This window comes from Longimicrobiaceae bacterium (assembly GCA_035696245.1).
In the GTDB taxonomy this organism is placed as follows: domain Bacteria; phylum Gemmatimonadota; class Gemmatimonadetes; order Longimicrobiales; family Longimicrobiaceae; genus DASRQW01.
Map to the genome: position 1 here is coordinate 1 of DASRQW010000167.1, position 19,991 is coordinate 19,991.

The 19,991-nt window shown below is 72.4% G+C and carries 14 protein-coding genes; all 14 read left to right on the plus strand.

Annotated elements, in window-relative coordinates; all coding sequences use genetic code 11:
• Nucleotides 1-391: 391 nt before the first annotated feature.
• Nucleotides 392-601 (plus strand): hypothetical protein, encoded by a 210-nt coding sequence (locus VFE05_07695; GenBank protein ID HET6229934.1) that lies wholly within the window; start codon nucleotides 392-394, stop codon nucleotides 599-601.
• A gap of 108 nt (nucleotides 602-709) precedes the next feature.
• Nucleotides 710-919 carry a hypothetical protein gene (locus VFE05_07700; protein ID HET6229935.1) on the plus strand — a complete coding sequence of 70 codons (210 nt, stop codon included), beginning with the start codon at nucleotides 710-712 and terminating at the stop codon, nucleotides 917-919.
• 221 nt (nucleotides 920-1,140) lie between these two features.
• Entirely contained in the window at nucleotides 1,141-2,463 is a 1,323-nt protein-coding gene (locus VFE05_07705) for a hypothetical protein (GenBank protein HET6229936.1), read from the plus strand.
• Nucleotides 2,464-2,963: 500 nt separating this feature from the next.
• Nucleotides 2,964-5,363, plus strand: a complete 2,400-nt coding sequence (locus VFE05_07710; protein HET6229937.1) for an ABC transporter permease — start codon at nucleotides 2,964-2,966, stop codon at nucleotides 5,361-5,363.
• Between the two features lie 357 nt (nucleotides 5,364-5,720).
• Nucleotides 5,721-5,999 carry an acyl carrier protein gene (locus VFE05_07715; protein HET6229938.1) on the plus strand — a complete coding sequence of 93 codons (279 nt, stop codon included), beginning with the start codon at nucleotides 5,721-5,723 and terminating at the stop codon, nucleotides 5,997-5,999.
• On the plus strand, nucleotides 5,996-7,240 hold the full coding sequence (locus VFE05_07720) for an acyl-CoA dehydrogenase family protein (GenBank protein HET6229939.1): 1,245 nt from the start codon (nucleotides 5,996-5,998) through the stop codon (nucleotides 7,238-7,240). Before VFE05_07715 ends, VFE05_07720 begins: the two co-directional genes overlap by 4 nt.
• Nucleotides 7,240-8,532, plus strand: a complete 1,293-nt coding sequence (locus tag VFE05_07725) for an acyl-CoA dehydrogenase family protein (protein ID HET6229940.1) — start codon at nucleotides 7,240-7,242, stop codon at nucleotides 8,530-8,532. Before VFE05_07720 ends, VFE05_07725 begins: the two co-directional genes overlap by 1 nt.
• Nucleotides 8,532-10,265, plus strand: coding sequence for an AMP-binding protein (locus VFE05_07730; protein ID HET6229941.1), 1,734 nt, complete (start codon nucleotides 8,532-8,534; stop codon nucleotides 10,263-10,265). Before VFE05_07725 ends, VFE05_07730 begins: the two co-directional genes overlap by 1 nt.
• Before the next feature lie 27 nt (nucleotides 10,266-10,292).
• A complete protein-coding gene (locus tag VFE05_07735) occupies nucleotides 10,293-11,474 on the plus strand; it encodes a hypothetical protein (protein ID HET6229942.1) in 1,182 nt (393 codons plus the stop codon).
• Nucleotides 11,471-13,066: a M20/M25/M40 family metallo-hydrolase gene (locus tag VFE05_07740; protein ID HET6229943.1), complete on the plus strand. Its 1,596-nt coding sequence runs from the start codon at nucleotides 11,471-11,473 to the stop codon at nucleotides 13,064-13,066. Before VFE05_07735 ends, VFE05_07740 begins: the two co-directional genes overlap by 4 nt.
• Before the next feature lie 388 nt (nucleotides 13,067-13,454).
• On the plus strand, nucleotides 13,455-14,441 hold the full coding sequence (locus VFE05_07745) for a tetratricopeptide repeat protein (GenBank protein HET6229944.1): 987 nt from the start codon (nucleotides 13,455-13,457) through the stop codon (nucleotides 14,439-14,441).
• Nucleotides 14,442-14,502: 61 nt separating this feature from the next.
• Nucleotides 14,503-15,762 (plus strand): S41 family peptidase, encoded by a 1,260-nt coding sequence (locus VFE05_07750; protein HET6229945.1) that lies wholly within the window; start codon nucleotides 14,503-14,505, stop codon nucleotides 15,760-15,762.
• A gap of 402 nt (nucleotides 15,763-16,164) precedes the next feature.
• A complete protein-coding gene (locus tag VFE05_07755) occupies nucleotides 16,165-18,264 on the plus strand; it encodes a TonB-dependent receptor (protein ID HET6229946.1) in 2,100 nt (699 codons plus the stop codon).
• A gap of 338 nt (nucleotides 18,265-18,602) precedes the next feature.
• A complete protein-coding gene (locus VFE05_07760; GenBank protein HET6229947.1) occupies nucleotides 18,603-19,991 on the plus strand; it encodes an IS4 family transposase in 1,389 nt (462 codons plus the stop codon).

Genomic DNA, 19,991 nt, shown 5'->3' on the forward strand with positions numbered 1-19,991 from the left:
AGCTGGAAGACCGGCTCGAGTTCGCAGAGCTGTGCGACGGCAACTGCGGCTGCACCAACACCGGCTGCACCACCACCGACGGCGGCGGCACCGTGACCGTCGGCGTGGGCGGCGGCGGTGGCGGTGGTGGCGGCGGCATTCGTGACGACATCGCCCTCGAGCAGATGGTCTGATTCGACCCCGCGCGCCGGAGTGCCAGACACGCCGGCGCGCGGAACGGCTACACCCCGCAGGTGAACGCCCGGAGCCGTCGAGACCGGAACCGGGCGCGCCCGCGGCGCGGAACAGGTCGGACCCAAACGAAGTGCGCTGTTCCGGTCTCGGCGGTTTCTGACATGAAGCGATGTTCGGGAAGCATCCTCACCAACTTTCCTACCCAGGGAGAAATCCGATGAACATGGACCTCACGGGCGAGTTCAACATCCTCGAGCTGGAGGACCGCCTCGAGTTCGCCGAGCTGTGCGACGGCAACTGCGGCTGCACCAACACCGGCTGCACCACCACCGACGGCGGCATCGGCGTGACCGTCGGCACGGGCGGCGGCGGCGGTGGCGGCGGCGGTGGCGCGGGCGACCTGCAGCTCGATCAGGCGCTGATGTAGTCCAACCCCCCGCGGCGGTGGGTGCCAGACGCCTTCCGCCGCGGGACGCAGTGCGAGCACCGATAGCGTGGTATCCTCACCCAACTTTCCTACCCAGGGAGAAATCCGATGAGCATGGACCTCACGGGCGAGTTCAACATCCTCGAGCTGGAAGACCGGCTCGAGTTCGCCGAGCTGTGCGACGGCAACTGCGGCTGCACCAACACCGGCTGCACCACCACCGACGGTGGCGCGACGGTGGGCGTGACGGTGGGCGGCGGTGGTGGTGGTGGCGGTGGCGGCGCGGGCGACCTGCAGCTCGATCAGGCGCTGATGTAATCCAACCCCCGCGGCGGGGGGGTGCCAGACGCCTTCCGCCGCGGCACGCAGCACCCGCAGGTGAACGCGCGGAACCCGCCGAGACCGGAGCCTCGCGCGTGCCGCCTGCAAACGGCAGAGAGACACACACGTCCGGTCCGGCGGGTGCACCCGCACCTGCCGGACGCCTTTCGGAAGAGGGACCCCGCGCCACGGGGCGCCGTACCCACTGGAGACGCCGCTTGACCCCCACGCCGCTCCGCTTCAACCCCGCGATCCAGGTGTGGCCCTTCGACGGGGCCGCCCGCGAGAAGATGTCGATGTGCGAGATTCCGCGCGCAGACGGCTCCCTCGCCCGCTTCGCGCTGCCCGACCGCCTGCTGGGCGTGATCCGCGGCTTCGACGGCGAGCGCGCCACGGACGAGGTTGCGTGCGCGGGCGCCGCGGCGGGGGCCTGCACTGAGGAGGAGCTGGCCCGCCTGGTGAGCGGCTTCCTGGTGCCCAACGGCTTCCTGGTGGCCGACGGCGAGGAGGCGGGCTCGCCCGTGCAGCGCGCGAACCGCCTCACCTACATGACGCTCAAGGTGCGCCTGCTGCCGCCGGCCGTGGTCACGCCGGTGGCGCGCTGCCTGGGCTGGCTGTACTCGCGCTGGATCATGGCCGCAGTCGGCACTGCGTTCGTGGTCGCGCAGTTCGTCTTCTTCCTGAAGCTGGCGCCGGGGCACGAGATGGGGTTCGCGGCGCTGAAGGGCTCGCACGCGGGCGCCATCGTGCTGCTGATGATGCTGAGCACGCTGATCCACGAGTTCGGCCACGCGGCGGCGGCGGCGCGCCACGGCTGCCGGCGGCTGGAGATCGGGTGGGGCCTGTACTACCACATCTCGGTTCTCTACACCGACCTGTCCGAGGCTTGGCGGCTGACGCGCCGGCAGCGGGCGCTGGTGGACGTGGGAGGGATGTACTTCCAGGCGATCTTCGCCCTGGGGTTCCTGGCGGTGTACCGGGTCACGCACTCGGTGGTGCCGCTGTACTGCTTCCTGGCCACGGACCTGGCGATCGGGGCCTCGCTGAACCCGTTCTTCCGCATGGACGGCTACTGGCTCGCCTCGGACCTGCTGGGCGTGCCCAACCTGCACGTGCAGAGCGCCCGCCTGCTGCGCCGCATGGGCCTGCGGCTGGTGGGCCGCCGCGACCCGGACACGCAGCCGCTGGCCCTGGGCCGCGGCGCGATGGCGTTCATGGCGGCGTACTCGGTGCTGGGCCTCGCCTTCTTCGTCTTCGCCTTCCAGTTCGCGGTGAACCGGCTGCTGGCAGGGCTGGCGGTGACGTATCCCGCGGTCCTGCGCGGCTTCTGGACGGCGGCGACGGCGCACCCGGTGGCGTTCGGCACGGTGGGGTCCGCGGCGTTCGCGGTGCTGTGGCGCGGCCTGGTGCTGTTCGGCACCGCGAAGCTGCTCTACAACTTCGGCAAGCGGGTGGTGATGGGCACGCTAGCGTTGGGGAAGGCGCTCGTGCGCGCGCTCCGCCGCCCGCGCGCCAGCCTGGCGGGCCTGGAGCAGGCGTAGCCCGCCGCGCATCCGCCGGGGCGCCGCGGGCGCGCACGACCGCCGCCGCGCATCCCCCGACGAAGACGCGGGCAGCCGCGCATCTCTCGATACGCCTGTAGCCCGCCACGCATCCGCCGAGAACAAGGGGATCGCGGTAGATCGGTTGATGAAGATGCGAAAGGCCGCGCATCTGCCGGGCACGACACGGCACGCATCACCGAGCACAGCCCGCCGCACATCTGCCGATCGAGTCGGCGGCAGAGAATCGACGGAGATGCATGAGCCGGTGACGACCGCCGCGCATCCGCCGGGAACGCACAGGGACGCTCGACACGGATCGACCGTGTCCCCGAGATGATGCACGGCCTCGCATCTCCCGATCCCTCGCCGTTTCGACGGATGAGCGCCGGGGGTGCGGATGATGAACGACGCACCAACGCCCGCGCAGGACCTTCCCACCAGGATGGACCGCCGGCCGCCGCTTCCCCTCCTTCCACGTGCCGTACGACATGGATTTCTTGCAGAGGGACGTTCGCTTCGCCGCCCGCTCACTCTTCCGGACGCGGGGCTTCCTGGCCCTCGTTGTGGGCGCCATCGCGCTGGGGATCGGCGCGAACACCACGGTGTTCAGCGTGCTCAACACGCTGGTGCTGAAGCCGCTGCCGTTCGAGCACTCGGAGCGGCTGGTGATGCTGGACGAGCGCGCGCCCCAGAGCGGCAACGCGGACTGGATGACCACGTCGTTCCTGGATTTCCTGGACTGGCGCGCCCAGGCCCGCAGCTTCGAGGGGATGGCGGCGTTCTACGACGCGGCGTTCAACCTGAGCGGCGACGGCGAGGCGGAGCGCACGAGCGGCGCGGGGGTGAGCGAGAACCTGTTCCAGGTGCTGCGCACCAAGCCCATCCTGGGCCGCGGCTTCACGGCCGAGGAGGGCAGGCCCGGCGGCCCCGCGGTGGCGGTGCTGGGCCACTCGCTCTGGACCCGCCGCTACGGCGCCGACCCGCGCGTGCTGGGCCGGACGATGCTGATCGACGGTGCGCCGTACACCATCGTGGGGGTGATGCCGGAGGGCTTCCGCTTCCCCGAGTACGCGGACCTGTGGGTGCCGCTGCGCCTGGACCCGGCGCAGAGCCGCCGCGACCGCCGCTTCCTGGCCGTGGTGGGCCGCCTGGCGCCCGGCGCCACGCTGGAGCGCGCCCAGGCCGAGATCGCCACGGTGAACTGGCGCCTGAGCGAGGAGCACCGCGACACGAACGAGGGCGTGACGGCCAGCGCCCGCCCGCTCCAGGAGGCGATGCGCGGCGACACTTCGCAGGCGGCGCTGCTCTTTCAGGGCATCACGCTGCTGGTGCTGCTGATCGCGTGGGCGAACGTGGCGAACCTGCTGCTGGCCCGCTCGGTGGGCCGCCGCAAGGAGATCGCGGTGCGGGGCGCGCTGGGCGCCACGCGGGCCCGCATCGTCCGGCAGCTGGTGGCGGAGGGCCTGGTGCTGGGCACGCTGGGCGGCGGCGCGGGCCTGGCGCTGGGGATCTGGGGGCGCAACCTGCTGGCGCGCGCCATCCCCATCGACCTGCCGTTCTGGGTGAGCTTCTCGTTGGACTGGCGGGTGGTGGCCTTCGTGGTGACCATCTCGCTGGTGGGCGTGCTCTTCTTCGCCCTCGCGCCGGCGGTGCAGCTGCGCGAGGCGGACCTGCAGGAGTCGCTGAAGTCCGGCGGCACGCGCGGCGGCACGGACCAGCGCGGCGGCCGGGTGCAGGGGGGGCTGGTGGTGGCGGAGACGGCGCTGGCGCTGGTGCTGCTCATCAGCGCGGCGATGCTCACGCGCAGCCTTCTTCGCCTCCAGGGCATGGACGCGGGCTTCGAGCCTGCGGGCGTGGCGACGGGCCGCATCTCGCTCTCCCCCAGCCGGTATCCCAAGCCGGAGCAGCAGGTCGCGCTGTGGGCGCGGCTGGCGGAGCGGGTGCGCACGCTTCCGGGCGTGGAGGCGACGGCGGTGACGGGCGCGCTGCCGCTGAGCCGCGGCAGCCACGGCTCGGCCATCGCCATCGAGGGCCGCCCGCCGGCGGAGGACGGCAACGAGCCGTTCGCGCTGAGCGGCACGGTGAGCCCGGACTACTTCCGCCTGATGCGGATCCCGGTGCGCGCCGGCCGCGGGGTGGACGCCAGCGACCGGGCGGACGGGCTGCCCGCGGCGGTGGTGAACGAGGCGATGGCGAAGCGCTTCTGGCCAGGGGAGAGCGCGGTGGGCCGCCGCGTGCGCTTCGGGAACGCGGGGCCGTGGCGGACCGTCGTGGGCGTCGTCGCGGACGTGAAGGACTCGCGCCTGGCGAACCCCACGCTGCCCACGGTCTACGTGCCGCTCGCGCAGTCGGCGCTGTCGTTCGGCTACATCGTGGTCCGCACGGCGGGCGACCCTGCGGCGGTGATCCCCGGCGTGCGGGCAGAGCTGCGCGGCATCGATCCGTCGCTGGCGATGGACCAGACGTTCACGCTGCCCGAGGTAGTGCTGCGGTCCATGTGGCTGTCGCGGCTGTACGCCTGGCTGGCCGGCGTGTTCGCGGTGATCGCGCTTGGGCTTTCCGCCGTGGGGACGTACGGGCTGCTGGGGTACATGGTGCGGCAGCGGACGCAGGAGATCGGGGTGCGCGCGGCGCTGGGAGCCCGGCCCCGCGACCTGGTCGCGCTGTTCGTTCGCCGCGGGGCGCGCCTGGCCACGCTCGCCATCCTGATCGGCCTGCCGGTGTCCGCAGCGCTGGTGCGGCTGCTGTCTTCGCTGCTGTACGGCGTGGGCGTGGGCGACCTGGTGGTCTTCGTCGCCGTGCCGGTGGTGATGATGGGCGTGGCCCTCTTCGCCAGCTTCGCCCCCGCCTGGGCTGCCGCCCGCGTCGAGCCCTCCATCGCGCTCCGGCACGACTGAATGCCCCCTCCCGCTCGCTTAGGCTCGCACCCTCCCCCGCAAGCGGGAGAGGGTTGGGGTTCGGAGCGCTTCGGGCAGCGGCGTGCGGCGGAATGCCCGGCGACGACTGCGCAAAAGCTGCCTTCGCAGATAAACGGCAGCGATACCGTGCGGATGATGCGATGATCCCGCGGCGGCAGGCCGCGCAGGCGGCCTTCGCGCCGTTGTAGCCCGCAGCTTTAGCCGCCCGGGCGCTGCCTTCGCTAGGACCTTTCAGACACACGGCTCGCCGCCGTCCGACGGCATTGACCACTGTCCCGAGCGACGCGGACGCTGCTCCTCAGCTCTACGCACCACATCTACCGAAGGACGACCATCATGGGAATGGACGCGAGCCGGAAGGCGCTGATCAAGTCGGCCATCGCCGCGGAGCTGCGGCTGCCGGAGGAGGTGCTGGACGACGCGGCGACGGTGGCGTCGGTGGGCCTGGACTCGCTGGGCCTGGCGCAGTCGGTGGTCGCCGTGGAAGGCGCGCTGGGCGCCGAGATCGACACCACCGTGCTGTCGGAGCAGCTCGCGCCGGAGATGACGCTGGGCCAGCTGGTCGACATCATCGAGAGCTCGCTGATGGACGCGCCCGCGGCCGCGCTGGGATGACCACGCGCCCGGACGTGCCCGCGCGCGACCCGCGCATCGCGGAGGTGGTGCGCGAGCACGTGGCCCCGCTCGCGGACGCGTGGGAGCGCGAGCGCGTGGTGCCGTACGCCGCCGCGCGCGCCCTGGCCCGCGCCCGCCTGCTGCCCGTGCGCGCGCACGACGCCGCGGAGGCCATGCGCCGCCGCCTGGAGCTGGCCGCGCTGCTGGGCCGCACCGGCTCGCTGGGCACCGCGCTCACCGTGCTGCACGCCGTCTCGGCGCCGCTGGCGGTGCTGGAGCGCCTGGCGTGCGGCACGGCGCGCGAGCTGTTCCTGGAGCCCGCCCGCGCCGGTGATGCCTGCGGCGCCGTCGCCTTCCCCGTGGACGGCGCGCGCCGAATCTCCCTCCGCACGGTGGATGGCGGCGTGGAGATGGACGGCGTGGTGGACTGCGTCGCGGGCGCGGCGGGTGCGGACTTCGTGCTCGTCGCGGCGCGTTTCGCGGATGCGGTAGATGCGGGGACGGGAGATGCGGATGCGCTGGTCGCCGTCCGCACCGATGAGCCCGGAGTGACGGTGGATCGCCGCGCGACGGTTGGGCTGCACACGGCGGCGCTCGGGCCGGTGCGCCTCGAACGGTGCCGAGTGGATGCGGCGCAGGTCGCACGCGGCCCGCGCGTGGCCGCCGCCCTTGCCGACGCCGCGGCGGACGAGCGTCTTCTGCTCGCGACTGCGGTCATCGCGGCGATGGACGCGACGCTACGGCGGACGCTGGCGTTCGTGGGCACGCGGGCGTTCGGGCCGGGCGTGGTGCTGGGCGACCAGCAGGCCGTCCGCCACCGCCTGGCCGACCTGATGGCCGAGCACGACGTGGCCGCCGCCTTCCAGGCCGAGGTCGCCGCCGCGCGCCTCATCGGCACGCCGGACCACGCCCGCTGCGCCATGCTCGCCATCGTCGCGGCCGAGGCGGCGCAAAAGGTCGTCGAGGGCTGCATGCAGCTTTCCGGCGCGCGCGGCTTCATGGAAGACGACCCGGCCACGCGCATCTACCGCGACCTGCTCACGCTACCGCTCGTCCCCTCGCTCGACCCGGCGACGCTGGAGAGCGAGGTCGAGCGCGACGTCTTCGGTTCGGTGGATGTGGACGCCCCGGTCCACGTGAGCGCTTCGGCGGAGGGCGGTTTGCCGCGCATTGGCGGGGATGGCGGGGACGCGGAGATTCGCGAGCCGGCGGCGATGCTCACCGGCGCGGGAGCGTGGTGATGGATCTCGGCCTCGCATCCTCCGAGCGCGCCTTCTCCGTGGACGCTTCGTCTGCCGACAGCCATGCGGGCGTGGGCGGCTCCGCATCTCCCGTCCCGCCCGCCCGCATCCCCGTGGTCGCGCCGGCGCCGGAGCCGTTCGCCGGGTCGGACGCGCACCGGCGGTTCCGGGAGCGGATCGGCGTCCTCGTCAGCGGCTACGTCCTGCCGAACCTGCCGCGCTGGGAGCGCGAGGAGACGCTGCCGCGCGAGTTCTTCCGCACCTGCGGCCGGGCGGGCATGCTGGGGCTGATGGCGCCGCCGGAGCACGGCGGAACCGGCCTGGGCTACTCGTACGCCGTCGCGCAGGTGGAGGAGCTGATGCGCCACCGCGCCGCCAGCCCCGCCGTGAGCCTGATGGTGCAGTCCAACACGCTCTGCCCGGCGCTCGCCACCTTCGGCAGCGACGAGGTGAAGCGCGAGGTGCTGGCGCCGCTCGCGGGCGGCGAAGCCATCGGCTCGCTGGGCGCGACCGAGCCCACCGGCGGCTCCGCGCTGCCGCAGACGGTGCGCTGCACGGCCGAGCGCGAGGGGGCTGAGTGGGTGGTGACGGGCGAGAAGATGTACATCACCAACGCGCCCATCGCGGACTGGGTGCTGCTGCTGGCGCGCACCTCGGCCGGCGCGGGCCCGTTCACGATGTCGCTGATCGCGGTGCCGACGGATCTCCCGGGCTTCGAGGTCGTGGCGCAGCACCGGAAGATGGGCCTCGGCGCGTCGCCCACGGGGCACATCCGGCTGGACCGCGTGCGCGTTCCCGCCCGCTTCCTCGTCGGTCGCGCGGGCCACGGCTACCCGCATGCCGCCCACGTGCTCTGCCACGAGCGGCTGCTCATCGCCATCGGCTCGCTTGCGTACGCGCGCTCGCTGGTGGACGACGCGGCGGAACGGCTTCGGGGGACGGGAGATGCGGGGCGGCCCGCGCGGCTGGCCGTCGCGCGGATGCGGGCGCGGCTGGAGGCGGCGCGCGCCTTCGCGTACGCCGCCGCGGTGGACGTGTGCGCGGGCGTGACCGACGCGGGCACCACGTCGATGGCCAAGTTCGCGCTGTGCGAGCTGGCCCAGCGCGTCGCGGCGGAGTGCGCGCGGCTGCACGGCCCCGCCGCGGCGTGGAGCGACGGCGGCATGGAGGCCGCCCTGCGCGAGGTGCGCGTGCTGAGCGTGTTCGCCGGCACGTCCGAGACCATGCGCGAGCTGTACGGCAGCCGCCTGGCCACGCTGATGAAGCGCGCGACCCTGGATGCGGAGGACTGATGATGCCGAGCACCGCCGAAGACGCCCGCTTCCGCAGCCTGGCCGAGGTGATCCGCGCCCACGCGGCCGATCCCGAGCGCCTGGCCCTCGTCTTCCCCGTCGCCGGGGCGGAGGAGCGGATCACGTACGCGGACCTGTGGGAGCGCGCCGGCCGCTTCGCCGCCGCCCTCGCCGCGCGCGGCGTCCGCCGGGGTCACCGCGTCGCCGTCGGCATGGTCTCACGCTGGGAGGTCGTCGTCGGCGTGATCGCCGTTCAGCGGCTCGGCTGCACGCTGATCCCGCTGCAGGACGTGCCCGCGCCGCGCCAGAGCGCCGCGAAGGAGGCCATCGTCCTCGCAGCCTTGCGCGCCGGGCAGGCCGCGTGGTGCGTCGTTCCCGCATCGTCCGTCCCCGCGTACGAGTTGACGGTGGGCGAAGCCTGCCTCGCCGCGCAGGTGCTCCCGCTGGAAGAGCTTGCGGCGTACGAGTCGGCGGAGGGCGCGCCCGAGTTCTTGCCGATGGATGCGGACGAGCCGCTGCTGATCCAGTTCTCGTCCGGCAGCACGGCGCAGCCCAAGGGCGTCTGCCTCACGGCCGGCAACGTCGCATCGCACGTAGAAGCGGTCACCCGCGTCCTCCGCGGTCCGGTGACCGACACCATCGTGAGCTGGCTGCCGCTGTACCACGACATGGGGCTCATCGGCGCGCTGTTCACGTCGCTGTGGGCGGGCGCGACGACCGTGCTCATGCGGCCGCAGGACTTCGTTCGCAACCCGCTGGCGTGGATCGAGGCGCTGGGCCGCTACCGCGCGACCATCACCATGGCGCCGCAGTTCGCCTACTCGCTCTGCGTCGCGCGGAGCCAGGGCGCCAACGCGTGGGAGAAGCTCCAGGCGACCGACCTCTCCACGTTGCGCGTCGCCCTCAACGGCAGCGAGACGGTGCACTGGGAGCTTTCGCGCGCCTTCGCGGACCGGTTCGCGGCGCTGGGGCTGCATCCCAACGCGCTCCAGCCCGCCTACGGCCTGGCGGAGAACTGCGTCGCCGTGACGCTGCGCACCCCGCTCTCCGCCGTCCCGTCGCGCCGCCTGAGCCGCACCGCGCTGGCGAACGGCATCGTCATGGCCGCGGGGGACGACGAAGGGGAGGATGCGGTGCAGACCACCGTCGGCAACGGCACGCCCATCCACGGCACGCGCGTCTCCATCCGCAACGACGATGGGCGCGAGCTTGGGCCGGGCGCCGTCGGCCAGATCCACTTCGCCGGCACCTCCGCCACGGCCGAGTACGCGGTCGGCGAGGGCGAGCGGCGCCCCGCATCTACCGACGGCTGGGTGCCCACGGGAGACCTGGGCGCGCTGATCGACGGCGAGCTGCACGTGATCGGGCGCATCAAGGAGATCATCAAGAGCGGCGGGCGCACCTTCGTGCCGTCGGACATCGAGGCGGCGCTGGCGACGCGGCTGGCGGACCATCTCGCGGGCGCGGCGGTCTTCGGCTGCTACGACGCGGCGGGCGGTGCCGAGCAGGTCGTCGTCGTCGCGGAAGCCGGACGGGCAGCGCGCGGCGAGGTGGCGGACGAGCTTCCGGGCCGCATCCGCCTGGCGGTGCTCCAGGAGTTCCAGCTTCCCGTGCACGACGTGGTCATCGTCCGCGCGAGGACGATCCCGCGCACCTCGAGCGGCAAGATCCAGCGTGTCCGCATCCGCGATGCCTACGCGCGGGGGGAGCTGCATGCGCTCGCCGAAGCGTAAGCGGGCACGGGAGATGGAGGGCGTGCGATGACGGCGGCCCTCGCCCCCGCCGCGCCGCGCCCGGCCGTGGCGCAGCTGCCCGGCACGCGCATGCTCACGCCCACCGAGCAGCTGGAGCGCCGCCCGCTCGCCGCGTGGAGCGCGGACCTGCTCCAGGAGATGCGCACCGACCGCGTCCGCTGGTACGGCGAGACCGTCGACGAGCGCGTCCGCGTCTTCGTCTCGTGGGGCAACCTGATCGGCCTCATCCACACGCACGCGGGGCGGCCGGACAACGCGCTGCGCGTCTGCGAGGCGCAGGTCGCCTGGCTCGCCGCGCTGGCGGACCGCAGCGGGCGGCCGGAGCTGTTCACGCACGCCCTGCAGCCGTGGTGCAACCTGGGCCGCCTGCACGCGCTGGCGGGGCGCACGGACGACGCGCTGCGGCACTACGCGGACGTGTACGCGTGCTGCACCGTGCCCGGCACCCCGCTCGCCGGCCGCGAGATGGACCCGGGCTGGTGGGATCGCGCGCTTTGGGCGCCCGGCTCCGTGCAGAGCCTTGGCCGAACGCTGCTGGTGATGGACTCGCTCCGCGTGCTGCTGCCCGCCGCGGGCTGGCAGGCGGTGCTCGACCTGGCCCGCAGCGGCGTGGCGGACGGAACCGCCCTGCTCCCCGTCGTCCTGCGCGAGGCGGAGATGGTCGCCCTCGCGAAGATGGGCGAGGGCGATCAAGCGATCACGGCAGCGGAGCGGGCCCGGGAGGAGGGACGCGCGTGGGACCGCATCGTCGCGACCCTGCGCTGGGCCGAGCTGGTCGCACTGTCGGGAGATGAGGAGCGCGCCACACGCGCCGCGGCCGAGCTGCTGTCCGTCGCGCGCCGCGTCTCCGTGGCGGACAAGCTGGAGCTTCCCGTCCTCTTCCCGCTCCAGCAGCTCGCGTCCTTCGCCTTCTCGCTCGGCCTCGCGCGAGAGGCGGCGGAGTTGGGCGAGGCGCTGCTCGCGGGCGCCCGCCGCCTGGACGACGAGGTGATGCAGATCGAGGTGCTGCGCCAGCTTTCCGCCCACGCACCGGATGCGGACACGCGCGACGCCCACGCGGAAGCTCTCGGCGCGATGGTGGACGCGACGGCGTACGCCCGCCTGCGCCCGCGCAGCGACCCGCCGCAGGTGCCGGAAGATGCGGACGCGGTGCTCGACCTCATCCTCTCGCTGATGCCCGCCGCGTGACCGCTGCCATTCCCACCGTGTCACGCTGGCGAAAGCTTCCGCGCACCATCTTCTCCGCCGCCGTCCTCGCCGCGTCCCTCGTGGGCGGACGGGCGGAGGCGCAGGCGGGCCGCGCATCTCCCGATTCGGTGCTGGAGGCGATCCGGCGCGAGGGGATGGAGCATTCGCAGGCGGAGCCGCTGGCGCAGGCGCTGATGGACTCCATCGGCCCGCGGCTCACGGGCACGGCGGGCGAGAAGGCGGCGCGCGACTGGCTCATCGGCCGATACCGCGCGTGGGGGGTGGATGCGCGCAACGAGCAGTACGGCACGTGGACTGAGTGGCGGCGCGGCGCCACGCACGTGGACCTGCTGGAGCCGCGCGTCCGCACGCTGAACGGGACGCTGCTGGCATACAGCCCAGGCACCCGCGGCCCCGTGCAGGCGGAAGCCGTCGCGGTCCCCGCCTTCACCTCGCCCGCCGAGCTGAACGCGTGGCTCCCGTCGGTGAAGGGCAAGCTGGTGCTGGCCTCCGCCGCGCCCGCCACCTGCCGCCCGGACGAGAGCTGGGAGCGCGCCGCCACGCCGGAGACGCTGGAGCGCATGCGCCGCGACCGCGGCGCGGCGGACACCGCGTGGCGCCGAAGCCTGGACGCGGCGGGCATCAGCCCGCGTTGGCTGCCCATGAAGCTGGAAGCCGCTGGTGCCGCGGGCGTGATCGCCGTGAGCTGGACCGGCGGATGGGGCGCCGACCGCGTGATGAACGCGTGGACGCTGCGGATGCCCATGGTCACGCTGGACTGCGAGGACTACGGCCTGGTCCACCGCCTCGCATCCCACGGCCAGAAGCCCGTGCTGCGGGTGGATGCGGACGCGCAGTTCGGCGGCGACGTGCCCGTCTTCAACACCGTCGCGACCATCCGCGGCAGCGAGCATCCCGAGGAGTTCGTGGTGCTCTCCGCGCACCTGGACTCGTGGGATGGCGGCTCGGGCGCCACGGACAACGGGGCGGGTACGGTGGCCGTGATGGAGGCCGTCCGCATCCTGCGGCAGGCGTATCCGCACCCGCGGCGCACCATCGTGATCGGCCACTGGGGCGGGGAAGAGGAGGGACTGAACGGCTCCGGCGCCTTCGCGGCGGATCATCCGCAGGTGGTGGGCGGGATGCAGGCGCTCTTCAACATCGACCTGGGCACGGGGCGCATCGACTCCGTATCGATGGGCGGGCTCGCGGGGGCGGGGCCCGTGGTGCGGCGGTGGCTCTCCCGCATCCCCGTCTCCCTCGCGGGGCCGGTGAGCGTGGACGAGCCGGGGACATCGACCGAGGGACACAGCGACCACAGCAGCTTCGCGTGCCGCGGCGCGCCTGCGTTCGACCTGCTGCCGGTGGAGTGGGACTACCGCGCGTACACCTGGCACACGGGCCGCGACACGTACGACAAGCTGGTGATGGACGATGTGCGCTCCAACGCCGTCCTCCTCGCCATGCTCGCCTACCTCGCCGCCGAGGACCCGCAGCGCGTTCCCCGCGACCGCGCGTCCAACGCCGCCATGGCGCCCTGCACCAAGCCCGCCCGCAGCATGATCGAGTTCCTGGAATCCCTCCTCCAGTGAGGGGATTCCCGTAAACCGCAGCAGCGCCGAAACTTGTAGGGGTGCGATTCATCGCATCCGCAAACTTTCCGAGGCGAACCCGTCTCCGCCGGCAGACGGAAACCCACAGCAGCACGCATCGGGAGATGCACGGCGGGCGAGCGGCATCCACGCGGCGGAAAGGCTGGCCGACACGCAGGTCGGCCCCTACAGGATCCGGGCGGATTGTGCGATTGTTGGACGCTGTTCATCTCACGTCAGCCGTTCATCTGCCGTCTGCCGTTCATCGAATCTCAAGCCGTTCATCTACAGAGAGTTGAACCGCCGTTCATCTACCGAGGATGCGCGGCAGCACAGTCGAGAGCCGGCCCAAGGCTGGTGCGCGCCACCCGAGCACGGAGTTCGGCCCATGCAGTTCCGCTCGTTCCGCCTCGCCCTTCCCGTCGCCACCCTGGCCCTCGCGTCGCTCGCCGCACCGCTGCACGGGCAGGACGCGGTGGCGCGCGCCCAGCGCATCTACATGACGCGCCAGTATGCCGCCGCCCGCCGAGCGCTGGAGCCGTACGCGCGCAGCCACCCGAACGACGCGCGCGCGGCCTTCTGGATGGGCCGCACGTACCTGTCGCAGAAGAACGCCGACTCCGCGCTGGTGTGGCTGCAGAAGGCGGTGGAGCTGGACGCGAGGCCGTCGGACTACCACCTGCACCTGGGCAACGCGCTGGGGCTGAAGGGTTTGCAGAGCAACATGCTGCGCCAGGCCATCCTCGCCCGCCAGGCCAAGGCGGAGTTCGAGCGCGCCGTGGAGATCGCCCCGCGCAACGTCGACGCGCACCTGGGCCTGATGCGCTTCTACCTGCTGGCGCCCGGGATCCTGGGCGGCGACATGGACAAGGCGCTCGCGGAAGCGGGAGCCGTGAAGCGCGTGGACGCGTACGTGGGCGCCCTCGCCGCCGCGTCGGTGCAGAAGGCCCGAGGAGACGTGGCCGCCCTCACCGCCGAGTACGAGGCCGCGCTTCGCCGCTTCCCGGACAGCACGGCGCTCTACATCGGCCTGGGCAACACGTACGACGGCCAGAAGCGCTTCACCGACGAGGTCGCGCTGTACGAACGGTTCATCCGGCGCCGGCCGGACGTGATGGTGCCGTACTACCAGCTCGGCCGCATCGCCGCGGTCACCGGGCAGGGGCTGGACCGCGGGGCCGCCGCGCTCCAGCGCTATCTGCAATCCAAGCCCGTCGGCAGCGACCCGTCGCTGGCCGCCGCGCACTGGCGCCTGGGGATGGTCTACGCGCGCCAGGCCCGCCGCGACCAGGCACGCGCCGAGTACCGCGCCGCCCTCGCCATCGTCCCCAACTTCCCCGAAGCGCGCGCCTCCCTCGCCCAGGTCGGCGGCTGAGCGGGAAGGGACGGGAGATGCGCTCGGGAGATGCGGACCCGCCCATGCCCGCCCGCCGGCCGTGGACCTGAGGACGCTCTTCCGGCGCGAGCCGCAGCCGGAGCGCTGGGGCGCCACGCTCCCGCTGGAGATGCGGCAGGGCGCCGTCCGCCGCCTGGACGAGGCGGTGCGCGGCTGGTTCGCGCACTGGGAGGCGGTGCCCGGCCTGGACTACCATGCCGCGGTGGATGATTTCCGCCGCGATGCGCTCTCGGGAGATGGGCGGCGGGAGTTCGCGCTGGCGGCGCTGGCGTTCCTCGCGAAGCTGCGCAACGGGCACACGGGCTACGACGATGCGTGGGTGCACGAGCACCACGGCGCGCCATTGCCGTTCGGCCTGCGCCCGCTGGACGGCCGCTGGACCGTGACGTGGAGCCGCACGGACGGCCTCCGCCCGGGCGACGAGGTCCGCGAGATCGACGGCGAGCCGTTCGGGGAGTTCTACGGGCGGCACTCGCGCTTCATCCCGGCGTCGTGCGAGCGGGCGGCGCAGCGCCTACTCGCCGGCTTCGCGTTCCTCTTCCCGGAGCGCTTCACGCTCACCCTCGCCTGCGGCGGCGAGGTCCCGGTCGTCCGCCAGCGCCCGGCCGAGGACGCGCCCGCATCGTCCGTCTCGCCTGCTGCGTCGCCCGCGTCGAGCAGCCCCGACGACGCGGTGCCGCACCGGTGGATCGAGGAGGGGCGGGTGGGATACATGCGCATCCCCTCGTTCGACCAGCCGAAGTACCAGGAGCGCGCGCTGGATCTGCTCGCGGGGACCTTCCGCGGCGCACCGGTGCTCGTCGTGGACCTGCGCGGCAACGGCGGCGGCAACACGCCTTGGAAGCTGCGCAAGGCGCTGATGGGCGGCAGGCGCTTCCGCGACGCGATCCCCGGTCCGGACCTGGTCCCGCCGCCGCTCGCGGACCGCATCCTCGGCCCGGTCCTGGTCCGCACGGCGCGCGTGCCGCTCTTCCGCGGCGCACTGGTGATGCTGGCGGACGGCGGCACCGCATCGGCGGCGGAGGACCTGCTGATCCCGCTCAAGGACAGCGGCCGCGCCACGCTGGTGGGCGACACCACGTTCGGCTCCACCGGCCAGCCCCATTTCCTGAGCTTCGGCGACGGCATCACGGCCCGCATCGGCGCCCGCCGTGTCCGCTTCCCGGACGGCTCGCCCTTCGAAGGCGTCGGCATCGCCCCGCACGTCTTCGCCCGCGTCACGCCCGAGAGCCTGCGTGAAGCCCGCGACGTCGTCCTCCCCTGCGCCCTGGACCTCATCTCCGGCGGTCTCCCGGCCTGACCCGCTGCCGAGACCACGAGGAGCGGAAGACGATCATCGCCGGACGAGACGCTGCATCGGGGAGCGCATCGCAGGGCGATCGGCAGCATCGGTGGATGACCGGCATCGCGATGCCGCGGAAGAGCTTGGGTGTGATCCGGGGATGCGGAACACGCCGGTTGTCACCGGTGTTATTCTGTCGTATAATGTAAGCACACTCCCCAGCACACATCTCGGCGGTTCCCCGATCCTCCGCTCCCGATCCATCTGCCCGGGATCGCGCGGCGAGATGGAACCGCTCCGCCGCACCTTTCCGCATCTCCCGTCCGGCACGCACGCAACGCCTCCGCCCCCGCGTAGGCGCAGGAACGCAGTGACGCTGTCGCGGCACCGCGCCCGCATCTTCAGCCCGGTGCACCCCGCATGAGAACCGCCTCCCTCCTCGGCCTGGCCCTGGCCGCCGCCGCGCTCCCCGCGGCCGCGCAGACCGCATCTCCCGCGTCTCCGAACACATCCGCCGAGACCACGCGGAGCGCAGCGCGGACGCTGGCGCCCATCATCGTCACCGCGTGGCGCTTCGGGGCGGTGCCGGCCGGGGCGCAGTCGCTCTCTCGCGCGGAGTGGGCGAACGCGCCTCAGCCGGGCGAGGACGTGTTTCGCATGGTTGGGCGCCTTCCGGGTGTGACCGCCAGCGATCTGTCCAGCAAGTTCTACGTGCGCGGCGGCAGCAACGACGAGATGCTGGTGCGGCTGGACGGCCTGGAGCTGGTGGAGCCCTTCCACGTGAAGGAGTTCGAGGGCGGCGCGCTCTCCATCGTGGACATGGACGCGCTGGGCGGCGTGGACCTGCTCACCGGCGGCGCCACGGCCGAGTACGGCAACCGACTGACCGGCGTGTTCGACATGCGCACCGCCACGCCGCCGCGGTCCGGCGCCCGCACCGCCGTGGGCCTGTCGCTGACCAACGCCCGCTTCCTCTCGCAGGGCGGATGGGGCGCGGGCCGCGGGCAGTGGATGGTCTCCGCCCGGCGCGGCTACCTGGACCTGGTCCTGGGACGCGTGACGGACACGAACAACGGCGTGGACAAGATCGTCCCGCGCTACGGCGACGTGATGGGCAAGGTCACGTACCGCCTGGGCGCCTCCAACACGGTGAGCCTTCACGGCCTGTACGCGGGCGACCAGTTCCACGCACGCGACAACGACCTGCTGGCGGGCACCAGCTACGGAAACCGCTACCTGTGGGCGAACTGGTACGCCAGCTATCCCCAGGGAATCGAGGCGCACACCGTGGCATCGGCCGGCGACCTGGACTGGGACCGCGGCGGCACGTGGGACGGCGACCACGCGGGCGAGACCGCCAGCGACGTGCGTACGCTCTGGTTCGCGGGCGTGCGGCAGGACTGGACGTGGGCCGTGGCGGGGCCGTTCACCGCCAAGCTGGGCTGGGACTGGAAGCGCATGGCCGCGTCGTACGACTACGCCAACCAGCGCTCCGTGACGACGATCGACGCGGCGGGCAACATCCGCGTGACCCGCGACACGGTCGCCATCTCCGCCGACCCGCGGGGCACGCAGGCGGGCGCGTACCTGTCCGCGCAGGTGCGCCCGGTGCGCGCGCTCACGCTGGAGGCCGGGGCGCGCTACGACCGCGAGACGTGGACGGGCGACCGCACGTGGAGCCCGCGGCTGAACGCGGCGTGGGCGGTCGGGTCCGCGACGACGCTGCGGGCGGCGTGGGGCACCTTCTACCAGGCCCAGGCCATCCAGGGGCTTCAGGTGCAGGACGGCGTGGAGCAGTTCTTCCCCGCGGAGCGCGCGGAGCAGCGCCTGCTGGGTATTGAGCACACCGCCGCGGGAATCGACTTCCGCGCGGAGGCGTACGACCGCAAGCTGGGCAGCATCCGCCCGCGCTACGTGAACCTGGACCGCCGCCTGGACGTCTTCCCCGAGGTGACGGACGACCGTGCCCTCCTCAAGCCCGCCGAGGGCGATGCGCGCGGCGTGGAGCTGTTCGCGCAGCGCTCCGGCGACGCACCGTTCCGCTGGTACGCCAGCTATGCCCTGGCCCAGGTGCGCGACCGGTACGCCTCGGTGGGCTGGGTGCCCCGCGACGTGGACCAGCGCCACACGCTGCACCTGGGCGCGGCGTACGTACCCAACGCGCGCTGGCGGGTGAGCACGGCGTGGGAGTACCACTCCGGATGGCCCATCACGGCGCGCACGTTCACCAGCGGTACGGACCCGGTGACGGGGAAGGCGTGGCTGCGCACCGGCTTCGGGCCGCTGTACGGCGAACGGCTGCCCGCGTACCAGCGTCTGGATGCGCGCTTCACCCGCTCGTGGGACACGCGCCGGGGCCGCGGGTCGGCGTTCCTGGACGTGTTCAACCTCTACAACCACGACAACCGCCGCGCGTACAGCTACAGCTACAACGTCAGCTCCACCGGCGTGACCGTGAACCGCGAGGTCGAGAAGCTGCTCCCCATCTTCCCCAGCATCGGCTTCTCCTGGGAGTTCTGAACGGATCGCATCCGCCGGTGCATGATGAGAGGAGCGAGGCGCCGCCGACGCCTCGCTCCTTTTTGTTTCTGTTTCATTTCCGGATGCCGAAAGGGTGTCGCATGCTGAAGGGTGCCCCCTCCCCCGGCCCCTCCCCCGCAAGCGGGAGAGGGGAGAACTGCTTGTCGGGGCGTGTTTTGGCTCTATTCTCCATGGGGATGTGTCGCCACCGAATCGCGTGCAAGCTCACCCCGCCGTGGAACAGGCTCCCCTCCCCCAGGCAGTTTCTACCCATTACCCACAAGTGTGTCCTATACTGCCGCCGGGTAAACAAAGGGTATAGGGGCCAAGGAGGAGGGATGGGAGCGGAGTGGGTAGAGACGGAGATGGCAACGCTGGATCTGGGAGATCCGCGGCGGCATGCGCGGGTGAAGCGGATGATCGTGCGATTCTCGGAGAAGCCTGGAGCGTCGATCCCGAGGGCGAGCGGAAGCGCGGCGGACACGAAGGGAGCCTATCGCGCACTGGGGTCGGAGGAGATTGTGGCGGAAGAGATCCGGCTGGCGCATGCACGGGCGACGGAGGAGCGTTCGGGTGAGGTGAAGCGCGTGCTGGTGGTGCAGGACACTACTGCACTGAGCTTCAACACCCGTCCGGCCACGAGAGGGCTAGGACCGCTGACGAAGGCGGGCACACGCGGGTTGCTGGTGCATTCAGGGCTGGCACTCACGCCGGAGGGGCTGCCGCTGGGGATCGTGCACCAGCAGGTATGGGCGCGCGAGGAAGAGGAGCGGAAACGGCACACGCGGCGCAAGCGGCTGGTGGAGGAGAAAGAGAGTTTCCGGTGGCTGGAGATGGTGGACGCAGTCGAGTCGCTGCTGCCGAAGGATCTGGAGGTGTGGGTGGCGGGCGACCGCGAGGCGGACCTGTTCGAGCTGTTCGCGATGCAGCGGCGCGAGGGGCTGCAACTGGTTGTCCGCGCGGCGCACGACCGGAAGGTGAAGAGCGAGGAGGCGCAGTACCTTCTCGAAGCGGTAGAGCGCGCAGCGGTGCTGGGCGAGATGGATGTCGCAGTACCGCGCTCGCGCAAGCGGCAGGCGCGTACGGCCACGCTCCGGGTGCAGGCGTGCACGCTGAAGCTGGAGCCGCCTCGCAACCACCTGGGGCGGAAAGACCTTTCGCCCGTTCGGGTGAGCGTGGTGAGGGTGCGCGAAACGGGGACCACGCCCCAGGGCGAGGAGCCGGTCGAGTGGATGATCATCACCACGGTGCCGGTCAACACCCTCGCACGTGCGAGGGAAATCGTCGAGGCGTACGCGCAGCGGTGGAAGGTCGAGCGCTATCACTACGTGCTCAAGAGCGGCTGCCGGATCGAAGAGCTTCAGTTGGAGAGCGCGGACGGGATCGAACGGGCGCTGGCGATCTACACGATCGTCGCGTGGCGGCTGCTGTACATGGCCTACGTCGCGCGGATCGCACCGGAGCTGCCCTGCACCGCGGTGCTGGAAGAAGATGAGTGGCAGGCGCTCTTCGTGGTCGGCTCCAGGCGGCTCAAGCCCCTGCCCGAGACGGTGCCCACGGTTCGCGAGGCCGTGCGCATGATCGCCATGCTGGGCGGCTTTCTGGGGCGCAAGGGCGATGGCGAGCCCGGAATCCAGTCGATCTGGACGGGATTCCGCCGCCTCATGGACTTCACCCTCGCCCTCCAGCGCCTGCGCGCCTCACCCGCACTTGTGGGTAATGGGTAG